The organism is Enterococcus sp. AZ071, from assembly GCF_050499065.1.
GTDB lineage: Bacteria > Bacillota > Bacilli > Lactobacillales > Enterococcaceae > Enterococcus_A > Enterococcus_A ferrettii.
Window position 1 is genome coordinate 2986700 of record NZ_JBIPAS010000001.1, and the last position, 19497, is coordinate 3006196.

The window sequence follows — 19497 nt, forward strand, 5'->3', positions numbered from 1 at the left end:
TTAACTTTTTCTAACTATACCAAGAGAAAGGTCATTTGGATAATTGTTGTTATTGATGGTCAGCCATTGGATTTTTCAATAGATACAATGGACTGGTCTACGGCGTTTTGAACTTCTTCGATGAAAAGCTCAGCCATTTCACTCAGGGAGCGCTGTTGATGATAAACAACGCCTAAGGTATGAATATCGGAATCGGCTAAAGGAATCAAAGCAATTTGTTCCTTGGCGAAGCCTTCTACAATGCCCAAACCGGAGGCGTAAGCATCTGAGCCGCACAACAGATTCAACAGAGTACCGCGATCATTGGCATAAATCACAGCTTGTTCCGTAGGGATTTCCAGAGGATCCTCTTCAAAATGAGAAAATTCATATTCCTCCTGGTTGAAACGAATTTGTGGATAGTCAGCCAAATCCTGAACGGTAATCTGTACTTTGTCAGCCAATGGGTGGTCTTTGCGCAGGAAAATCTGAGTGACAAATTTTCCTAAAGGCTGAAAGGTTAACTGTTCTTGTGCAAAATGCCGTTCTAAAGAACGTTTATTTGTCGGTGTTAGGTATAGGATTCCCAATTCACTGCGAAAGCTTTGCAAGCCTTCAATAATCTTTTGAGTCGTTGTCTCAATTAAATGAAAGTGCTGGCATTCGGTTTGAAACTGTTGAAAGACAGTTAAAAAAGGTTGCGATAAAAAATCATAATGCTGAGCGGCTACGATAAAATCTTTTTTCTTATTCGGCTGATATTGATTCTCCAATAATTCGACCTGAGCCAAAATCCGGCGTGCGGCCACTAAAAACTCGCTGCCATCTTCAGTTAAGCGAGTACCTGATTTAGATCGATGAAACAAACGGATACCTAGAGAGGTCTCCAACTCTTTAATGGCAGTAGAAAGACTAGACTGGGTAACAAATAGATCCTTTGCGGCTTGACTAAAGCTGCCTGCTTCAGCAATTGCCACGGCATAACGGCATTGTTGAAAATTCATAATAAGACTCCCTTTCTGGGTAAAAGAAAAGGGGACTTGATTTCCATCAAGTCCCCTGGCTGGATCGCCTATGGCAATCTAAACGTACGCCAAAGAACACGATGCGCATCGACACATCATGTTCTGACAGTTCATGGGAAAGAAACGGGTTGGCCGATTGATACGCATCACATCCACTCCTTTGTTAAAATATTATGAATAAGAATAGCATATTTTTAATGATAGTCAAATAAAATAAGGTTAAGCAGAACCAAAAGGCTATGCATTATTTTGCAATATTTTGCATATTTATGTTGAAAAAGAATGCAAAAGGTGGTATGGTAGGAAAGAAGGAGAGAACAACAATGTTGATAGAAGAGCGGTTGAGTAAAATTAAGAGCATTTTGGAGCAGCAAAAGAGTGCATCTCTGGAAGCTTTGGCTGAAGAGCTAGCAGTTTCTAAAGATACCATTCGGCGCGATTTAATTAAGCTAGAACAAAAAAATATCGTCAAGCGAATTCATGGTGGCGCCATGTTGGTTAGTCGAGATGCATTGATCTTTGACTATCAGGAAAGATCCAGTCGTGATCAGCAGCTTAAAAATCAAATGGGACGGTTGGCAGCTGAGCAAATCGCAAACAATTCCTCACTGATTTTGGATTCATCTACTACTGTTGAGGCGACAATCCCTTATTTAGAAGGGAAAGGGCTATTAGCAATTACTAACTCTTTGACTCATGCAACCTTGCTGGCTCAGCTGGACAACAATGAAATCAGTATTTTGCCCGGTAAGCTTCATAAGCAGCAGCTCTTTATTTACGGAGCAGAAACGGTCCAGAAAATCAGCGAATACTCGGTGGATTATACTTTGTTAGGGGTTTTTGCAATCAATTCAGAAGGTATGTTTATCCATACGGAGGAAGAAGGACTGGTTAAACGTCAGATGATTCGTCAAAGTAAAAAGGTCATTGCTCTAGCCGATCACACCAAACTTGGAACCACGGGACTGTTCAAGATTTGTGGACTAAGTGAAATTGATGTTTTGGTAACCGATCAAGCGCCTGCAGCTGAATTTATTACTGCTTTAGCAGAAAACAATGTTGAACTAATTATTCCTTAAGGAGAAGATTAAATGAAAACGATCGAACTAACTACTGTCAAGCAACCCACAATTCATGAAGATGTTGCACCTGTATTTTTAAGCGATGAAACGATGAAGCAGCGCCAATTAAAAATTTTGGAGCAGATGACGGCTGCTGGATATGACTATTTGGTTGTCTACGCCGACAAGGAGCATGGCTCAAACTTTGAATACTTAACTGGTTTTTATCCTCGTTTTGAAGAGGGATTACTAATCATCCATCAGACTGGGGAAGCTGCTCTAGTTCTAGGAAATGAAAATTTGAAGATGTCTAAATACACTCGTATCGATGCGAAGCTCTATCATACACCGTATTTTTCATTGCCTAATCAGCCAATGGACAATGAGCGTCCAATAAGTGAAATTTTTACAGAGATAGGACTTGGTGAGGCTAAAAAGATCGGCGTAGCCGGCTGGAAAATGTTTACACCTAAAATGGCCGATGGTAAACGAATGCTGGATGTTCCTTATTTCATCATTCAGGCGTTAGAGGAAGCAGCTGGGGCTGCTGAATTGTGGAATGCCTGCGATCTATTTATTCATGGCAGTTATGGTGCTCGAACCGTTAATAATCCCAACGAGCTGGCTCATTATGAATACGGCGCAAATTTGGCTTCTACGAGAATGCTGCAAGCGATGAATGCGGTGCAACCGGGCATTAAGGAAAGTGAATTAGGCGAAATTTTAAACGGTGAAGGTCAGTTGAATTCAGTAGTAACGATTGCTGCAGCAGGGGTCCGTTTTGAAAAAGCCAATTTTTATCCTACCCATAAAGAGGTTCAGACAGGCCAGTCGCTTTCACTGACGATTGGCTACAAAGGCGGCTTATCCAGCCGTTCTGGTTTTGTCATTGAACAGACGAATCAATTGCCAGAAAATCAGACTGACTATTTAGATCAAGTAGTCTATCCTTACTTTAAGGCGATGGCAACTTGGCTGGAAGAAACCAGTGTTGGCCGAACAGGTGGCGAACTTTATCAAGTAATCGAACAAGTGCTGCCAAAAGAGACTTACGGCTGGGAACTGAATCCGGGCCATTTAGTTGCCGATGAAGAATGGATGTCTTCACCCGTTTATCCAGAATCCAATGAAGTTTTAAAGAGCGGAATGATTTTCCAGATTGATATTATTCCTTCGATCGCTGGTTATCAAGGAACCAGTGCAGAAGAATGTGTTGCTTTAGCTGATGAAGCCTTGCAGACGGAAATTAAAACCCAGTACCCAGAATTATGGGCTCGAATTCAAACTCGCCGCAACTACCTTCGCAGCGAATTGAATATTTCGTTATCTGAAGAGGTGCTGCCGCTATCCAACACGGTAGCCTACTTACGACCTTTCTTCTTAGCGAAAGATCAAGCGTTAGTTGTGAAATAAACGGTAGAAGCATTGCCCGGCAAAAGCTCTGGGCAGTGCTTTTCTTTGTGCTGGCATACGATGAATGAATGCCCAAATCACCAAACTTAATGAACTTGGAAGGTAAACAATTCATTAAAGGTTTTGATCCGCTCAGGTGCTGTCAAAAAACTTCGCTATAATGAGAGCATACTGAGAAAAATACAGGTGAACAAATGAAAAAGAATCTTCTATCAGGAACTTTTTGGCTGTCTTCGGCTAATTTATTGTGTAAGATTTTAGGGATTGTCTATTTAATCCCTTGGTTGATGATGATGGGCTCGCAGGATGCCGGACAACAAGCACAGGCACTATACAATGTAGCCTATTTGCCCTATGCCTTGTTTTTAACTTTAGGAACTGCAGGATTTCCTAGTGGAATTGCAAAAAAAATCGCGGCGGAAAAGGATGATACGCCAAAGGTTCAGCTGCTCTTCAAGAGTTCTTTAGGAATTATGGAAGGAATCGGGATTGTTTCGGCGGTAATGATGTTCATTTTTGCGCCTCTATTGAGCCGCATCAGTCCAGTTAGTGATGTGCAGGAAGCTGTCTGGGCGATTCGCAGTTTGTGTCCATCGCTAATGATAATTCCCATACTGAGTGCCTTAAGAGGTTATTTCCAAGGTGTCAGTGATGTGATTCCTTACAGTATATCGCACGCTTTAGAGCAGCTGATCCGAGTAATTGTTATTTTAGCGGGAACATTCTATATCCGTATGATTCTGCAGGGCAGCATTTTTTCTGCTGTGGTGATCAGTACGATGGCCTCTTGTGTTGGCGGACTAGTGAGTATTGTTTATCTTATTCTTATTGGAAAACGCAAAAACTATTTTCGATTGCGTTTCTTTATTTTTCGGCCAAGTGTCTTTTTACAGGGACAGCGTCCAATGGTCCTTTCTGTGATTCGTGAATCACTGCCATTTATTTATGTAGGCTCAGCAATTTCCTTGGCCCAGTTGATTGATCAGGTAACGTTGAAAGGAATTTTGCATACGATAACTCATCAACTAAGCCTGGCTCAGATTGAAGTACTCTTCACTCAAGCCTCAGCCAATCCTAACAAGCTAACGGTGCTGCTGATTACCATTATCGGGTCCATTTCGGTTACTTCGCTGCCTTTATTGACCAAATTGCGAGAAAAAGACGATTTGTTGGTAGGAATTGCCGATGTGTTGCGTCTAGCACTAACGTTTTTACTACCGGCTACGCTGGGAATGCTTATATTGGCAGAACCGATGTATACGGTATTCTTCGGATATGATCCTGCGACGACAGGCTACATGCGAGTAGCAATCGCGACTACTGCGATTCTGAGTATCTGTTCAATTTTGTTGTCAATCATGCAGGCCGTGGGGTTGCATCGTGCAGCGGTCACGTTGGTAACGAGAGCTTTAGTGATTAAGCTGATCCTGCAATTTCCGTTGGTTTGGCTGACTAAAGGCTATGGTCTAAATCTAGCAACAGGGCTTGCTTTTCTAATAATAACTATGCAATGCTACCAAACGATTTGTCAAAACTACCAAATTCAGCCGTTACACTATGTTAGGAATTACCTGAAGCAGTTGCTCTTAGCAGCTGGCGGAATGAGCGTGCTGTGCTTGATTGCCTATTTACAGCTAAAAAACATTATTATAGTAGAAACGAGAGTGGGCGCCTTGCTTATTTCTATCCTTATTGCTGGGCTTGGCACAATTATTTATACGTTTGTGGGCTTGCCCCGACAAATCCAAAAGGTAAAACAACGATTTTTAAGTCACTAATTACCAACACTGTTTGACTTTCTTGTATACTGGTAGGGAAGAAATAGAAGGGAAGAAGAAGCAATGCCAACTTGTAAAGAAACACGGTCAGTTCAGACCCATTTGATTATGTATCCCCACATGAACATGCACAAAGCTCTCTACGGCGGTCAACTGATGCATTGGATGGATGAAACTGCCGGAATTGCAGCAGCACGTTTTGCTAGGACCAGTTTAGTTACGGCTTCACTGGATCATTTAGACTTTTTGCTGCCATTGCATGAGGGACATTCTGTTTGTTTAGAGGCCTATGTTTCCGGCTCTGGCAAGCGGTCTATGGAAGTGTTCGTCAAGGTGATCGGCGAAGATTTGTTAAAAAGTCAGCGCTATTTAGCAGCTACCAGCTTTTTAACCTTTACCAGCCTGGATAGAAAGATTACTTTGCCGGACATTACCCCAGAATCTGAGGAGGAAAAGTATATTTGTGCAGGGTATGAAGAACGTCGAGCCGTTCGTAATGAAAAACGCCAAGAAAGTATGGAATTAACCCAGCATGTGGATACACGTTTGCCGTGGTAAAAATAACGCAAACAGCAGCCTCAACATTATCAAAATGAGGCTGCTGTTTTTGTTTATTTTGGTTCTTTGATGCTAGCAGGATCAATGCCTAATGCTTTTGCCATGTCTTCATTAACATAGAACGCCAAATTCTTCGCGCTTTCCACAGGCATTGTTTGAGGTTCTGCTTCACCATCTAAAATTTTTGCAGCCATTTCCCCAGTTTGCTTGCCTAGAGAAACATAATCCACGCCTAAAGTGACCAATCCGCCTTCTTTTACTTGATCGACTGAACCTGCGACTAAAGGAACTTTATGTTCTTTTACCACTTCGCCAACCACTGTTGCTGCACTGGCAAAGGTGCTGTCAGTTGGAATATAAATTGCATCTACTTCGCTGGCTACGGAGGTTGTTGCTTGTTGAACATCGTTGGTTGAAGTTGCATTTCTAACCATGATTTCCAAACCAAGCTCTTCCAAATATTCTGTTGCTACGTCAATTTGAATTTGTGAGTTTACTTCCCCAGCGTTGTATAATAAACCGATTTTTTTAGCATCCGGTGCAACTGACAACAGCAAATCAATTTGTTTCTTGATTGGTGAAAGGTTCGTTGTCCCTGACATATTTGTACCGGGTTTATCATAGCTTTTTACTAATTTTGCCGCTTTCAAGTCAGTCACAGCAGTAACTAGAGCCGGAATATCAGTTGTTCCGTTGGCAATGGATTGTCCAGCAGGTGTACCGACCCCTAATAATAAATCCGGTTGATCCTTGATTAATTTTTCACTCATACTTTTTAGATTGTCTTGATTATTTTGAGCATTTTGATAAGAAATTTCCAGATTTTCTCCTTCAACATAACCGTTTTCTGCTAAGCCCTCTTTGAATCCTTCGTAGGCTTCATCAAAAGAACCATGCTGTACCGTTTGCAGAACGCCAACCTTTTTCACGTTATCATCTGTTGCTGCATCCCCTTTACCACAGGCCCCTAATACCAATAAGCTAACTAAACCTAATCCTAACAATACATTCTTTTTCATTTTATTTTCCCCTTTTCCATAAAAAAATCATCCACTCAGTAAACTAAGTGGATGATGGGAATACGAGAATAGAATTCTTCAGCCACTTCGATTACTTCTACGTGGCTGGTGGTACGTCAAAACTCTTTAGCCATCATAGATAGATACAAAACGTAGGTCGTTTGCATCCATCTTGATGAATACAAACCTATCTAAAAAAGCTAAAGAAAAAGCTGTTATTCAGTTGTGAGTGATTTCTGTTCATCATAAGGATGACCTCCAACTTCTAATTGAAGATTAGTATACACTGAGAAAAATGAGATGTAAATAAGAAATTTAAATATTTTTTATTTTCTTGGCTAAATACCTGCTTTTTTTGACAACTAACGAAGCATCGCTTATTATAAGAACATACGTTCGTATAGTTTAGGAGGGATTCCATGGAACTGACAAGAAAGATTGAAATTCTAGCCGAATCAGCCAAGTATGATGTGTCGTGTTCCAGCAGTGGAGTGACCAACAATACTCGTGAAGGAAAAGTAGGCAGTACAGCTGTATCAGGAATTTGTCACTCATTTACTCCTGATGGTCGGTGTGTCTCATTATTAAAATTATTATTTACGAATGCCTGTATTTTTGATTGTCATTATTGCATTAATCGGAAATCCAATGCGATTCCACGTGCTACCTTTACACCGCAGGAGGTAGCTGATTTGACGATGGATTTTTATATGCGGAACTATATCGAGGGATTGTTCCTTAGTTCAGCTATTATCAAAAATGTCGATTACACCTGCGAATTGCTGATCAAAACCTTAAAGATTTTACGGGAGGAAAAGGGATTTCGCGGCTATATTCATGTTAAAGCCATTCCAGGTGCTGATGAGAAATTGATTGAAGAGCTGGGCTTTTTAGCGGATCGGATGAGCGTTAATGTAGAATTACCTTCTAGAGAAAGTTTGAAGCTGCTGGCACCGGACAAAGATCCTTACGCTTTATACAAACCTATGAAGCAGATTACTACAAAGAAAAAGGAAGAAGCCTTTTTGCCTGCTGTTAGAAAAGGTCCGAGCTTTGTCCCTGCTGGTCAGTCAACACAAATGATTATTGGAGCCAGCCCAGAAAGTGACCGCTCGATTGTAAAAATTGCTGAAAATTTGTATCAACGTTATGAGCTGAAGCGAGTTTATTACTCTGCTTATATTCCAGTAAATCAGGATTCTTTGCTCCCGGCTGTTACGACCGAGCCACCGTTGTTGCGGGAACATCGCCTATATCAAGCAGACTGGCTGATGCGTTTTTATCGATTCTCAGCAGATGAGATTTTGTCGGATGACAAGCCCAATTTCAACCTGTATCTTGATCCTAAAGCCAATTGGGCTGTGCAAAATTATGATCGTTTTCCGGTAGATGTCCAAACAGCTTCTTATGATATGCTGCTTCGAGTACCTGGTATTGGTCCTAAGAGTGCTCAAAATATCGTAAAAGCCCGGAAATATTATCGCCTGCATTTGAGTGATTTGAAGAAGCTGGGGATTGTTATAAAAAGGGCGCAGTATTTTATTGCCTGCAATCACGAAACCCCTGCTGGACTGATTCGTGATCCTGAGTGGGTCATTACCTCGTTGATTTCTTCCAAGCAATATCAGACTTTGAAGCAGCTAAATACTCAAAATAAAGCAGAGCAGTTATCATTGTTCGACGTTGAACGCTTTGAACATGCTAAAGAAAGTTGGTGAGTAGATGGAGGAAATAACAGAAACCTGGGAGTATGATGGCAGTTTTTATGGCTTCCTGTGCTTAGTGGATCAGGCCTTTTCCCGTAAAGCCTTTCCAGTCTTGATTCTCACACCAGAGACCGCTTCAGAAAGCCTGTTCATGGGTGAATGGACAACGACTAACGAAGCCAGGGCTCAAAAAATCTACCGTCGACTGCAACAACGCTTAACTGCTGAAAACCTTCAATTTATTCAAACCGGTTTTTATGCTACTTTAGCCAACAAGGAGCGTTCCTTATTGGATGCTATTGAAATTGCTTTAGGAACTAAAGATTCGTTGGAAAACTATATAGGTCATCCTGCAGTTTTGGCTGTGCGAAAGGCCATCAAAACATTATTGGGGGAAGTCCATCTATTTACGGGCTTTGTTCGTTTTGAATATGTCGGCAATATTCTATTTAGTAAGATCGCACCAAAACACTATTCATTACCATTTTTATGTCCGCATTTTGCGGAGCGTTACCCTAACGAACAAATGATGATCTATGATGAAACCCACCGTTTACTGGCAATGATTGATCATGGAGCAGTCACTCTCATTGAAGATAGTGACTGTCCAAATATAAAAGAAACGGTGGAAGAACAAGAGATTCAAAGTCAATGGCGGGCTTTTTTATCCGCAGTGACCATTAATGAACGGACCAATTCGAAGGTTCAAATGGGTCATTTACCATTAAGATTTCGCGGAAATATGGTGGAGTTTGATTAGTAAGCAAAAACAAGGTCGAATTCTCCCTAAAAATAACAAAAAAGACCTCGCTGATAATTTAGCGAGGTCTTTTGCTGTTGTCTTAGCGAACAACTACAGCAAACTTTTTCAAGTTATAGCTGGCTTCAAATTTTGCTCCAGAAATCCAATATTTTCCAGCGTTAGGATCAGATACATGGTACGTATTATTACTTTCATTAAATCCGTCTAAGGTCATGATATGAGCATTATTTATTCCTGTTCCCCAGAAATAATTACCATAGCGAGGGCTCTCAAAATTTAATGTTACGTAAACAACAACTGGATTCCCATTACGCAGCTCTTGCTTAAGGCTTCCAACAGAAGAACCTGAGATGTTTGCAACCTTACCATAACGGCTGCCCCAGTTAGTTAGCGGTGCTGGGTAAATGGATTGATAGACATTGTTCATAAGTTTATCTGGTTGACCTGCAAATCCATTATTGGGATTATTGTCACTAGCCAACGGCATTTCCTTGATGAAGGATTTTAGATTGTAATTTTTAGCGTACCCTTTCAGCTGTAAGGCTTGCAGCAGGGAGGCTGCTTCACAACCCATCGGCATCCCAGCCGTATTTTGATTGATATAAGGAGCATTAAGCAGAACATTGTTGCTGACACCAACGGCTCCACCAACAGCATACCATGAGATTCCTTCATAACGCCATCCAGCTCGCTGCAGATTATCCCTTTCAGCACCATTCAAGGTATAGTGGTGAGATCCAGCCTTTGCATTAGGATTATACAGCCGATAAAGAGGCTGTCCGCTAGCGGGTGAGTACCAGCTGATTCCTTCATAACGCCAACCAACCCCTTTTAGATGATCCCGTTCATTCGCATCTAAAGTATAATGATGATCTCCTGCATTTGCATTGTAAAGTCGGTAAACGGGTTGGCCGCCAGTCGGAGCGGACCATCCAATTCCTTCATAATACCAGCCAGCGTTGACTATTTGATCTCTTTCGATCCCATTCGCTGTGTAGAAATGCTCCCCGCTATTGGGATTATACAGCCGATACATGGGAATTCCGGTTGTCGTTTGGGCTGCAGCAAAAGTAGTAGGTGTCATTGCCATAGAGGGTTCAGCCATATCTGTTGACTGATCAGCAGTTGCATTGACTTCTACGGAAGGCGCTGCCTGTGCTGGAGAGGCAACGGGGTTCTCAGAAGTTTCTGATTCGCTGGAAACTTGGGTTTCTGCAACAGTTGATTCAGTTGTTGAAGAATCTTCAATAGCTAGGCTTTCCGTTCCTGCCCAAAAGATTGAAGAAAGAAAAGCAGTACAAAATAACAAACAAACACTCTTTTTCATCGTATGATCTCCTCCGTAATCTATTGAAACATAAATTATAAGTAACAGAAGTACTTTGTTTATTTTATCATCAGCAGTTTTAAAATGCTATAGATTACTCTGTAAAACCAATAGAAAAAAATGTTATCATAAATGATCAAGATTCTTTGACAAGAGTAAATCAAATAGTTTAAAATTTATTCAAGATAAGAATTATTTTTTTGAAAAATTAGGAGGTGTAGGAATGGATTTTAGAATGCAGAAGAAAGGCAATAAGAAATATTTGCTGATCGTAGGAGGATTGTTATTTTCCGCAGTATTATATACGCAAGAAAACGAAACTGTTTTTGCTTCTGAGGTTGTAAGTGAAGCGACGGTTATCGAAAACAGCCCGGTATATCCTTCAGCAGAAATGGAAACGCCTTCAAGTGTTGCGGAGAATAACCAAGAGACAGATACAAAGGGAGAAGAAATTATTACCCCAGAAGTACCTGCTGAAAATGTGGAACCTTCGACTCCACCACTGAATGAAGGGGAAAATGATTCAACTGAAGCGGGAGCCCCGATTGAGGAAAATCAATCAAATCAAAATAGCCAAGAGGAGAATCAAGAAAAAGTACCCGCTGTAAACGAAGAACAAACCAATCAAGTGGACACAACAAATAATAATCAACCAGTTGAAAAAGCACCTGAAGCCAACAGACAAGAGCCGGTTAAACCTGTTCAGACACCAGTAAAAGTGCCGCAGCAGATGAAAGCAGCTGCTCAAACAACAGAAGTACCAACCAAAGCTAGAGCAGCTGAACAACGAGCAGTCGTACAAGATGTACCCGTGTATAGAATTTATAATCCTAATTCAGGCGAACATTTTTACACGATGAACGGTTACGAGCGGGATATGCTTAAGGGGGTAGGCTGGCGCTATGAAGGAATCGGTTGGCGCTCGATATTATCCGGGCTTGAAGTATATCGCTTGTATAAGCCTAACTCAGGTGAACATTTTTATACAATGAACGGCAATGAACGCAATATGCTTAAAGGAATCGGGTGGCGTTATGAAGGAATTGGTTGGCACACACTAGATTCAGGAATGCCAGTTTATCGTGTATACAATCCTAATGGGGGCGTCGGAGCCCATCACTACACCGTAAACGGTAATGAACGAGACAATTTAAGAAATCAGGGCTGGCGTTATGAAGGAATTGGCTGGTATAGTACTCCTTTTCAACCAGAAAGTGTTATTCAGTGGGCTTCAGGCTTCTTTGGACTCACTCGTGACCAAATTGTCAGTGAATTGGCTAAACATGAAAATGATCGTTATTATTTATATACCCCTTTCAAGGGTTTGACAGGCAATGCCAGTACTTCTATGAGTCCTAACGGTGATCCTAATGGCAATGGACCTGGTATGAACTGTACCGGTTTTATCGCAAGTGTAATTAAAAGAGCTGGTGGTAATCTGGCTGCTATTACCAATGTTGCTAATGCTTGGGGTGGAGTCGCTAACGGCTACAACTGGCGAGATGCCTTGACTAAAAATGTTCAGTACGAAACATTTACTTCAGTAGGATCATTGCTGCAAAGCGGGTTAGCTAAAAAAGGAGATATTTTGTATTTTGAACCAGATTATTCTAAACCAAACTATGATTGTCATCTTGGCTTTTTCTGGGGAAATACTCCGAATCATGATAGAATCTGGCATAGCACATTCCCACATAATAATATGTCCAACATTAAGTCTATGACTCCTTGGACAAAGATTTACTTATTCCGCCAAGGCTAGGAATTGAAGAAACCGCTGGCCAATTGTTGTCTGAGAATGATGACAATTGGTCTTTTTGAGGTTTCCTGATAGTTTCTTAAAGCAACTTTTGCAAAATTTTCTGCATCCGATGGTATTATGGAATGGAAATGAAAGAAAGGAACGATTGCAGTGAAAAAATGGAAAAAGATTCTTCTAATAGTGCTCATTGGACTGGTTGTCGTGTTAACAGGTGGGTTTGTTTATTTGCAAACACAAACGTATTCTCCTACTAGCAGCGCACAGCAGGTAACGAATCAAGCGGAGGATGACAGTGACTGGTTGTATTTTCCCTCAGAGGATGAAACGAAGCCGATAATTATTTTTTATCCCGGCGCTTTGGTTGATCCAGGGAGCTATAGTCCTTGGGCTCAAAAAGTAGCACAAGCGGGCTATCCGGTTTACATAGTAAAGATGCCGTTAGATTTAGCGGTATTAGCACCGAATCGCGGAGATAAGGTGTTAACTGAGCAGCCAGATCGCAAATATGTACTTGGGGGACATTCTTTGGGCGGCGTAATGGCTAGTCGTTTTGCAGTCGAGCACCAACAGGATTTAGCAGGAGTGTTTTTCTTAGCTAGTTATCCTGATGAAAAAGGAAGTTTAGCTGATGTTAAGGTACCAGTACTGTCTCTGACTGGGGAAAATGATAAGGTATTGAATCAGAAAGCTTATCAAGAGGCGAAAGAGGAATTGCCAGCAAACGCAGACTATCAAGAAATTCCCGGAGGCAATCATGCAGGATTTGGTTCTTATGGACCTCAAAAGGGTGATGGAAAGGCAACGATTGATGACCAAAATCTGCAAGTATCCCAACGATTAATTAGTTGGCTCAAAGAAAAAGTAGACTAGATAAAAGGCTGATTATGCTAAGTAATCAGCTTTTTTATGTTCCTGGAGACCATTGGTGGACATATTTTTCAGTTATATATTTTTACTTATCAATTGATAAGTTATAAAATGATAAAAGGAGGAGAATGACAATGAAGAAGGTAATAGTAATAGGTGCAGGAGTCGCAGGACTTACTGCTGCGGTAAGATTGCAAAAAATGGGCTATGCTGTTCAGCTCTATGAGAAAGATAGCCAAGTCGGCGGAAAAATGAATCAGATCAAAAAGGATGGTTTTACCTTTGATGTAGGCCCCACCATTGTTATGATGCCAGATATTTATCAAGAAGTGTTTGAATTTTGCGGCAAAAATCCTGACGATTATATTCCAATGGAAAAAATTGATCCGATGCTGAAATTGTATTTTTCAGATGATGATCCGTTATTATTTTCATCTGACTTAATTGAATTAACAAAGATGCTTGAAGGGATTTCTGAAGAAGATGCTCAGGGCTATTTTGCCTTTTTAGCGGATATATATAAACGCTACCTTATTGCTAAGGATGCCTTTATTATGCGCTCTTTCCGTTCGTTTTGGGATTTTTACAATCCTAAATCACTTTTAAATGGTTTAAGATTAAAAACCTTCGGGGATGCTTATAGTTCGATTTCTAAATTTGTAAAAGATGATCGACTGCGCAAATCGCTGGCCTTCCAAACGTTATATATTGGGATTTCACCTTATCAGGGCCCATCACTTTATACCATCATTCCGATGATTGAGCTGTTGTATGGCATTCATTTTATGAAGGGCGGTATGTATACTTTAGCCCAAGGGTTGAAACGGTTGTTTGAGGAACTGGGTGGAGAGATTTATTGTGACACGGAAGTACAGGAAATTATAATAGAAAATAAAGAGGCAGTAGGCATACTGGTGAATGGAGAACGGATTTTAGCAGATGCAATTGTCTGTGGTGCTGATTTTCCTTATGCCATGAAGCATTTATTGCCTAATGAAAAAGACCGTGGCAAATACACGGATCAAAAAATTGATAAAATGGAATATTCTTGTTCCTGCTTCTTGCTTTATCTAGGTTTGGATAAAAAATATGATGTAGAAGCACTGCATTCCATCCATTTTGCTAGAGATTTCGAGAAAAATATTACCGATATCTTTGATCAAGGTGTTCTGCCAGAGGATCCTTCCTACTATTTATACGTGCCAAGTCTATTAGATCCCGAAATGGCTAGGGAAGGTCATGAAGCGTTATATGTTCTGATTCCAGTACCAGAATTGTCTAAGTTTTCGGATTGGAGTGAGGAATCCAGCACCATTTACCGCAATCATGTGATAAATAAAATCAAGCAGGAAACCGTCTTTTCAGATATTGATGAGCATATTGTCTTTGAGGAGCAGTATACACCAAGAGATTTCGCCGATAATTTTAATGCCTATCGAGGCGCGACGTTTGGCTTAAAACCAACGTTAAAACAGAGTAACTATTATCGTCCTCACAATAAGTTTGATTATGCAGACCGTTTATATTTTTGCGGCAGCAGTACCCATCCAGGTGCGGGAGTACCAATTGTGATGCAGAGTGCCAAGTTAGCAGTAGAGGAGCTGGTTCGTGATGACCGATAAACTGGTTGCTGATTTTCTACGCTACCAAGCAGATTTTGATTACTGTGAGCGTATCATTGAGCATCACTCAAAAAGTTTTTATGCTGCCTTTTCAAAATTGCCGGAGCAAAAAGCTATGAGCGTGTATGCTATTTATGCTTTTTGCCGACGGGCAGATGATGCAATTGATGTTGAAAAAAATCCAGAAAAGCTGGCTGAATTGAAGGCGCAATTAGGGGCGTTTCAAAAAGGGGAGCGTCCAGACGAGCCTATGTGGCGGGCATTGGCTGTTGTATTTGAACATTATCCGTTAGATATACAGGCTTTTTATGACATGTTGGAAGGGCAACGTAGAGACGTGAACTTCACCCAGCCTGAAACGCAACAAGAGCTGGAAGAGTACAGTTATTATGTGGCTGGTTCAGTAGGTCTGATGTTATTGCCGATCCTTTCAAAGGATTGGGTGAAAATTGTTGAAGAGGCCAAGGAATTAGGCGAAGCTATGCAAATTACCAATATTTTGCGAGACGTTGGCGAGGATGAAGCCGAGGGACGGATTTACTTACCAAAAGATAAAATGGCCGAATATGGCGTGACGCAAGAGGACCTCAAAGAGCATCGTCAAACGCAGGCGTTCGCCAGATTATGGGAATACGAAGCCAAGCGGGCTGAAGAAAGCTATCAAAAGGGACTGACAATGATGCCTTGGATTGATGAAGATTGCCGAGGACCGCTGTTGGCTGCCAGTTATTTTTATCGTGAAATTCTGCAGGTGATTCGGGAAAACGACTACCAAGTATTCACTCAGCGGCATGTAGTAAAGCAGGCTAGAAAATTGCGTATTTTTCAAGCGATTCGCAAAGAACTGCAAAAAATTAGTCGGCAGAAGGAGTCGATTAAATCGTGAACCCAACCATGTACCAAAAAATTTTGGAAACGGCTGAGCGGCTGTTTATGAATCAAGGTTACGAGGCTACTTCGACCCGACAAATTGCTGACGCACTGGGAATTACGCAGCCTAATTTATATTATCATTTTAAAAAGAAGGAAGATATTTATGTTGCTGTGATGCGTTCCTTGTCAGAAGAGGTTGGTTTGCAGCTGCGAGAGTTAGCTAAGGAAAACGATTCGACGTTAACCGAAAAGCTGACAGAAATGATGGTTTATTTGCGGCAGCGGCATCCCTTCGACTTTTACATGATGATGCACGACATGCATTATGCTTTATCACAGGCGTCAGCAGAAGAACTATATCTGTTGTGGCAGGGTTCTTATGAAGCACCTTTTATTGAAGTGTTGAAAAAAGAAGGAGTTGCCTTACGTCCAGAACTTCAGGTAGAACTTGCAGTGAAGCAGTTGTTCATTTTGTTAGCAGCCTATTTGCAGCCTGATACATATGATAAGCAGGGAAATTCTTTTCCTGCAGCGATTGATATGTTTTTATACGGAATTGTAAACGAGTAAGCTGAGCGCCGATTTGCGGGTTCAGCTTCTTTCTGTTATATACTGAGGGCAAGAATTGAAATAGAAGGAAGATGAGAGTATGGATAAGCAGCGACCAACAGCTATTTTAGCAGCCTTGATTGCGAATATTTTAGTGGCTATTAGTAAATTTGTAGGCTATGCGATCAGCGGCAGTGCTGCGATGTTGAATGAAAGTATTCATAGTATAGTCGACTGCAGCAATCAAATTCTGCTGCTTTTTGGTGATAAAAGAGCGGAACGTGGGCAAAGTGACCTGCATCAATTTGGTGAAGGGCGTGCAAAATATTTTTTTAGCACGATTGTAGCTACTATGTTGTTTTTTGGCGGGGGCGCATTAGGTGTAATGGAGGCCTTGGAGAAATTATTCCATCCGAATCATCAAGTAGAGAATTCATGGATTGTCTTAGTCATTTTAGTCTTTGGTATTTTAGTTGAAGGAAGCTCGCTGCGTGTTGCTTTAAAGGAAATTCATGAGTTAAATACCGAAAAGTTACCGTTATTTCGGTTTTTGCATGAGAGCCGTCACAGTGAAATATTGATTATTTTTACAGAAGATTTTTGTGCTGTGATCGGATTGGTTTTGGCGATCATTGGTACACTGCTGACTACTTTTACCGGCAACCCGATGTTTGATGCTTTAAGTGGATTATTGATTGGGCTGTTATTGATGTTTGCTTCAATCTTTTTGGCACGAGAATTTTACAGTTTAATTGTGGGGGAAAGTGTTTCTCAAAACGATTTAGCGAAGATCCAACAGGCCTTCCAGCGCCCTGAAGTGAAACGATTAATTGATGTAAAAACGGTCCATTTAAGTCCTGAAGAAGTACTGATTGCAGCTAAGATGGATATTAACGATGATTATGAGGGAATCAGTTACAAATTAATTAATGAAATTGAACGGCAGATTCGCAGTTTGTTGCCAGACAAGAAGGCGTATATTTATATTGAAATTGATGAATTTGATCCGAATTATTCCCTACGAGAGCAGAACGAATAGACTTGCTCTTTTTCACTTGAGAGTAAATCCCTAAGATTCACTAAATTTCCATATAGTTTTCGCAAAACATTTTCATAAACGTACGTTCTCTATGGTAGAATAACACTATGATTTTTAAAGGAGCGTCTTATGAAAAAAAGAGGATTTGAAGTAGTTACGAACTATCAAGCTAAAGGTATTAATTTGCCAGAGCGAGCAACTAAAAATGCGGCTGGTTACGATTTTGAATCGGCTGAAGATATTGTTATTCCGACATTTTGGAAAAAACTAGTGGCTCAGGTTACTGGAAAAGCAGATGCAGAAGAAAAACTGGTTAAGCCAGTACTGGTACCGACAGGAATTAAGGCGTATATGGGAGAGGACGAATACCTGCAATTAGCTAATCGCTCGAGTAATCCTTTGAAGCGCTTTTTAAGTTTAAGTAATGGGGTAGGCGTGATTGACAGCGACTACTACAATAACCCAGATAACGAAGGGCATATTATGTTCCAATTTACGAATTTTGGTTTAACAGATGTGACGATTAAAAAAGGTGAACGAATTGGCCAAGGAATTTTTCTGCCTTTCTTGAAAGCAGACAATGACCGTGCAGTAAATGAACGAACAGGCGGATTCGGCTCTTCTGATCAGCATCCAAAAAAATAGTTTTATGTTAAAATTAAAGAGGTGTGAACCATGGCGAAAAAGGCCAAAACACAGTTTATTTGCCAAGAGTGCGGCTATGTATCGCCAAAATATTTAGGTCGTTGTCCCAACTGTGGCCGTTGGAATACGATGGTGGAAGAAGTCGTTCAAGATACTGAGGATCGGCGCAATCGAGTTAGCTTAACCGGTGAAAAGGCCCAGCCAACCTTGTTAAAAGATGTTGTTTTCAAAAAGGAAACGAGAATTGAGACCCAATTAGCTGAGTTAAACCGGGTGCTCGGTGGTGGTGTGGTGCCAGGTTCGTTGGTATTAATCGGTGGTGATCCTGGAATAGGGAAGTCGACCTTGCTGCTGCAGGTTTCTCATCAGCTGGCAGCTACGGGTGGAAAAGTTTTGTATGTTTCAGGAGAAGAAAGTGCGCAGCAAATCAAACTGCGAGCAGAACGCTTAGGTTCTAGTGATACAGACTTTTATTTATATCCGGAAACAGACATGGGTGAAATTAGTCGTGTGATTGAAAAGATCAAACCAGAATTTGTTATTATTGACTCAATTCAAACGATGACGCAACCAGACATTTCCAGCGTAGCAGGATCAGTCAGTCAGGTGCGGGAGACCACCGCGGAATTGCTGAAATTGGCCAAAACAAATGGTATTGCGATTTTTATCGTAGGTCACGTAACCAAAGAGGGTAATATTGCTGGTCCACGAATGCTGGAGCATATGGTGGATACCGTTTTGTATTTTGAAGGGGAAAAGCATCACAGCTTCCGTATTTTGCGCGCGGTAAAAAACCGCTTCGGATCAACCAATGAGATTGGCATTTTTGAAATGCGAGAAACCGGACTGGTTGAGGTAGCTAATCCTTCTCAAGTTTTCTTGGAGGAACGGCTGGAAGGAGCAACTGGATCGGCGATAGTGGTAGCAATGGAAGGTAGTCGTCCGATTTTAGTGGAGGTTCAGGCATTAGTCACGCCGACTGTATTCGGGAATGCCAAACGTACGACGACTGGGTTAGATTTTAACCGAATCTCCTTAATCATGGCGGTTTTGGAAAAACGAGCGGGCTTGTTGCTGCAAAATCAAGATGCTTTCTTAAAGGCAGCTGGCGGGGTAAAATTAAACGAACCCGCAATTGATTTGGCAGTAGCGGTAGCGATTTCTTCCAGCTATAAAGAAAAAGGTACTGAGGCTACAGAATGTTTCATCGGTGAAATCGGTTTGACTGGTGAAATACGCCGAGTGAATAGTATAGAGCAACGAATAAAAGAAGCTGAGAAACTGGGCTTCAAAAGAGTTTATCTGCCTAAAAATAACATGGGTGACTGGAAAGCACCTAAAGGGGTCGAATTGATCCCGGTTGCTACTTTAGGAGAAACACTGCGAAAAGTATTTAAATAAAACAACAATTTATCTGCCTAGACTGTTGGCAATACAAGTCATCAGTCCAGGTGTTAAAGTGAATTTCTTAACAGACCTTGATACAGAATAACAGGGTTTGCTAGAAAAAA

At 41.1% G+C, this 19497-nt stretch carries 17 protein-coding genes; 14 read left to right on the forward strand and 3 right to left on the reverse strand.

Features of this window, described 5'->3' with window-relative positions; genetic code table 11:
- Positions 1–59: 59 nt before the first annotated feature.
- On the reverse strand, positions 60–983 hold the full coding sequence (locus tag IGI49_RS14730) for a LysR family transcriptional regulator (RefSeq protein ID WP_429962307.1): 924 nt from the start codon (positions 981–983) through the stop codon (positions 60–62).
- A 344-nt stretch (positions 984–1327) separates the two neighbouring features.
- On the opposite strand from IGI49_RS14730, the gene IGI49_RS14735 reads away from it, so the two are divergent.
- The 4 genes from IGI49_RS14735 to IGI49_RS14750 all read left to right on the forward strand — a co-directional run bounded on the left by IGI49_RS14735 (position 1328) and on the right by IGI49_RS14750 (position 5814).
- On the forward strand, positions 1328–2083 hold the full coding sequence (locus tag IGI49_RS14735; RefSeq protein WP_429962308.1) for a DeoR/GlpR family DNA-binding transcription regulator: 756 nt from the start codon (positions 1328–1330) through the stop codon (positions 2081–2083).
- Between the two features lie 12 nt (positions 2084–2095).
- A complete protein-coding gene (locus tag IGI49_RS14740; protein WP_429962309.1) occupies positions 2096–3478 on the forward strand; it encodes a M24 family metallopeptidase in 1383 nt (460 codons plus the stop codon).
- A 194-nt stretch (positions 3479–3672) separates the two neighbouring features.
- Entirely contained in the window at positions 3673–5256 is a 1584-nt protein-coding gene (locus tag IGI49_RS14745) for an oligosaccharide flippase family protein (RefSeq protein ID WP_429962310.1), read from the forward strand.
- Positions 5257–5319: 63 nt separating this feature from the next.
- Complete coding sequence (locus IGI49_RS14750) at positions 5320–5814, forward strand: acyl-CoA thioesterase (protein ID WP_207701375.1); 495 nt, start codon at positions 5320–5322, stop codon at positions 5812–5814.
- A gap of 53 nt (positions 5815–5867) precedes the next feature.
- Here IGI49_RS14750 and IGI49_RS14755 read toward each other — a convergent pair whose 3' ends face one another.
- Complete coding sequence (locus IGI49_RS14755; protein WP_429962311.1) at positions 5868–6833, reverse strand: ABC transporter substrate-binding protein; 966 nt, start codon at positions 6831–6833, stop codon at positions 5868–5870.
- Positions 6834–7252: 419 nt separating this feature from the next.
- Here IGI49_RS14755 and IGI49_RS14760 point away from each other — a divergent pair, with 419 nt between their 5' ends.
- Both IGI49_RS14760 and IGI49_RS14765 read left to right on the forward strand, forming a co-directional pair.
- On the forward strand, positions 7253–8551 hold the full coding sequence (locus IGI49_RS14760; RefSeq protein WP_429962312.1) for a putative DNA modification/repair radical SAM protein: 1299 nt from the start codon (positions 7253–7255) through the stop codon (positions 8549–8551).
- A 4-nt stretch (positions 8552–8555) separates the two neighbouring features.
- On the forward strand, positions 8556–9299 hold the full coding sequence (locus tag IGI49_RS14765) for a TIGR03915 family putative DNA repair protein (RefSeq protein ID WP_207701378.1): 744 nt from the start codon (positions 8556–8558) through the stop codon (positions 9297–9299).
- Between the two features lie 82 nt (positions 9300–9381).
- Here the strand turns inward: IGI49_RS14765 and IGI49_RS14770 are convergent, their stop codons facing one another.
- Entirely contained in the window at positions 9382–10629 is a 1248-nt protein-coding gene (locus IGI49_RS14770; RefSeq protein ID WP_429962313.1) for a C39 family peptidase, read from the reverse strand.
- A 223-nt stretch (positions 10630–10852) separates the two neighbouring features.
- Between IGI49_RS14770 and IGI49_RS14775 the strand changes: the two genes are divergently transcribed.
- From IGI49_RS14775 to radA, 8 genes are all read left to right on the forward strand, one after another.
- Positions 10853–12391: a hypothetical protein gene (locus IGI49_RS14775; protein WP_429962314.1), complete on the forward strand. Its 1539-nt coding sequence runs from the start codon at positions 10853–10855 to the stop codon at positions 12389–12391.
- A gap of 150 nt (positions 12392–12541) precedes the next feature.
- Entirely contained in the window at positions 12542–13261 is a 720-nt protein-coding gene (locus IGI49_RS14780) for an alpha/beta family hydrolase (RefSeq protein WP_429962315.1), read from the forward strand.
- Positions 13262–13392: 131 nt separating this feature from the next.
- Positions 13393–14880 carry a phytoene desaturase family protein gene (locus IGI49_RS14785; protein ID WP_429962316.1) on the forward strand — a complete coding sequence of 496 codons (1488 nt, stop codon included), beginning with the start codon at positions 13393–13395 and terminating at the stop codon, positions 14878–14880.
- A complete protein-coding gene (locus IGI49_RS14790) occupies positions 14870–15766 on the forward strand; it encodes a phytoene/squalene synthase family protein (RefSeq protein WP_429962317.1) in 897 nt (298 codons plus the stop codon). Before IGI49_RS14785 ends, IGI49_RS14790 begins: the two co-directional genes overlap by 11 nt.
- The gene (locus IGI49_RS14795) at positions 15763–16323 is read left to right on the forward strand and encodes a TetR/AcrR family transcriptional regulator (protein ID WP_429962318.1); all 561 of its coding nucleotides are present in this window, start codon (positions 15763–15765) and stop codon (positions 16321–16323) included. The genes IGI49_RS14790 and IGI49_RS14795 overlap by 4 nt, the downstream gene beginning before the upstream one ends.
- A gap of 79 nt (positions 16324–16402) precedes the next feature.
- Positions 16403–17341 (forward strand): cation diffusion facilitator family transporter, encoded by a 939-nt coding sequence (locus tag IGI49_RS14800; protein ID WP_429962319.1) that lies wholly within the window; start codon positions 16403–16405, stop codon positions 17339–17341.
- Between the two features lie 129 nt (positions 17342–17470).
- Positions 17471–17986, forward strand: a complete 516-nt coding sequence (locus IGI49_RS14805; RefSeq protein ID WP_207701385.1) for a dUTP diphosphatase — start codon at positions 17471–17473, stop codon at positions 17984–17986.
- Positions 17987–18016: 30 nt separating this feature from the next.
- Complete coding sequence (gene radA, locus IGI49_RS14810; RefSeq protein ID WP_429962320.1) at positions 18017–19387, forward strand: DNA repair protein RadA; 1371 nt, start codon at positions 18017–18019, stop codon at positions 19385–19387.
- Positions 19388–19497 lie beyond the last annotated feature (110 nt).

Bases quoted from the DNA above. Each gene is read 5' to 3' on its own strand.
- IGI49_RS14730 (WP_429962307.1), bottom strand. From the start codon at position 983: ATGAATTTTCAACAATGCCGTTATGCCGTGGCAATTGCTGAAGCAGGC.
- IGI49_RS14735 (WP_429962308.1), top strand. From the start codon at position 1,328: ATGTTGATAGAAGAGCGGTTGAGTAAAATTAAGAGCATTTTGGAGCAG.
- IGI49_RS14740 (WP_429962309.1), top strand. From the start codon at position 2,096: ATGAAAACGATCGAACTAACTACTGTCAAGCAACCCACAATTCATGAA.
- IGI49_RS14745 (WP_429962310.1), top strand. From the start codon at position 3,673: ATGAAAAAGAATCTTCTATCAGGAACTTTTTGGCTGTCTTCGGCTAAT.
- IGI49_RS14750 (WP_207701375.1), top strand. From the start codon at position 5,320: ATGCCAACTTGTAAAGAAACACGGTCAGTTCAGACCCATTTGATTATG.
- IGI49_RS14755 (WP_429962311.1), bottom strand. From the start codon at position 6,833: ATGAAAAAGAATGTATTGTTAGGATTAGGTTTAGTTAGCTTATTGGTA.
- IGI49_RS14760 (WP_429962312.1), top strand. From the start codon at position 7,253: ATGGAACTGACAAGAAAGATTGAAATTCTAGCCGAATCAGCCAAGTAT.
- IGI49_RS14765 (WP_207701378.1), top strand. From the start codon at position 8,556: ATGGAGGAAATAACAGAAACCTGGGAGTATGATGGCAGTTTTTATGGC.
- IGI49_RS14770 (WP_429962313.1), bottom strand. From the start codon at position 10,629: ATGAAAAAGAGTGTTTGTTTGTTATTTTGTACTGCTTTTCTTTCTTCA.
- IGI49_RS14775 (WP_429962314.1), top strand. From the start codon at position 10,853: ATGGATTTTAGAATGCAGAAGAAAGGCAATAAGAAATATTTGCTGATC.
- IGI49_RS14785 (WP_429962316.1), top strand. From the start codon at position 13,393: ATGAAGAAGGTAATAGTAATAGGTGCAGGAGTCGCAGGACTTACTGCT.
- IGI49_RS14790 (WP_429962317.1), top strand. From the start codon at position 14,870: ATGACCGATAAACTGGTTGCTGATTTTCTACGCTACCAAGCAGATTTT.
- IGI49_RS14800 (WP_429962319.1), top strand. From the start codon at position 16,403: ATGGATAAGCAGCGACCAACAGCTATTTTAGCAGCCTTGATTGCGAAT.
- IGI49_RS14805 (WP_207701385.1), top strand. From the start codon at position 17,471: ATGAAAAAAAGAGGATTTGAAGTAGTTACGAACTATCAAGCTAAAGGT.
- radA (WP_429962320.1), top strand. From the start codon at position 18,017: ATGGCGAAAAAGGCCAAAACACAGTTTATTTGCCAAGAGTGCGGCTAT.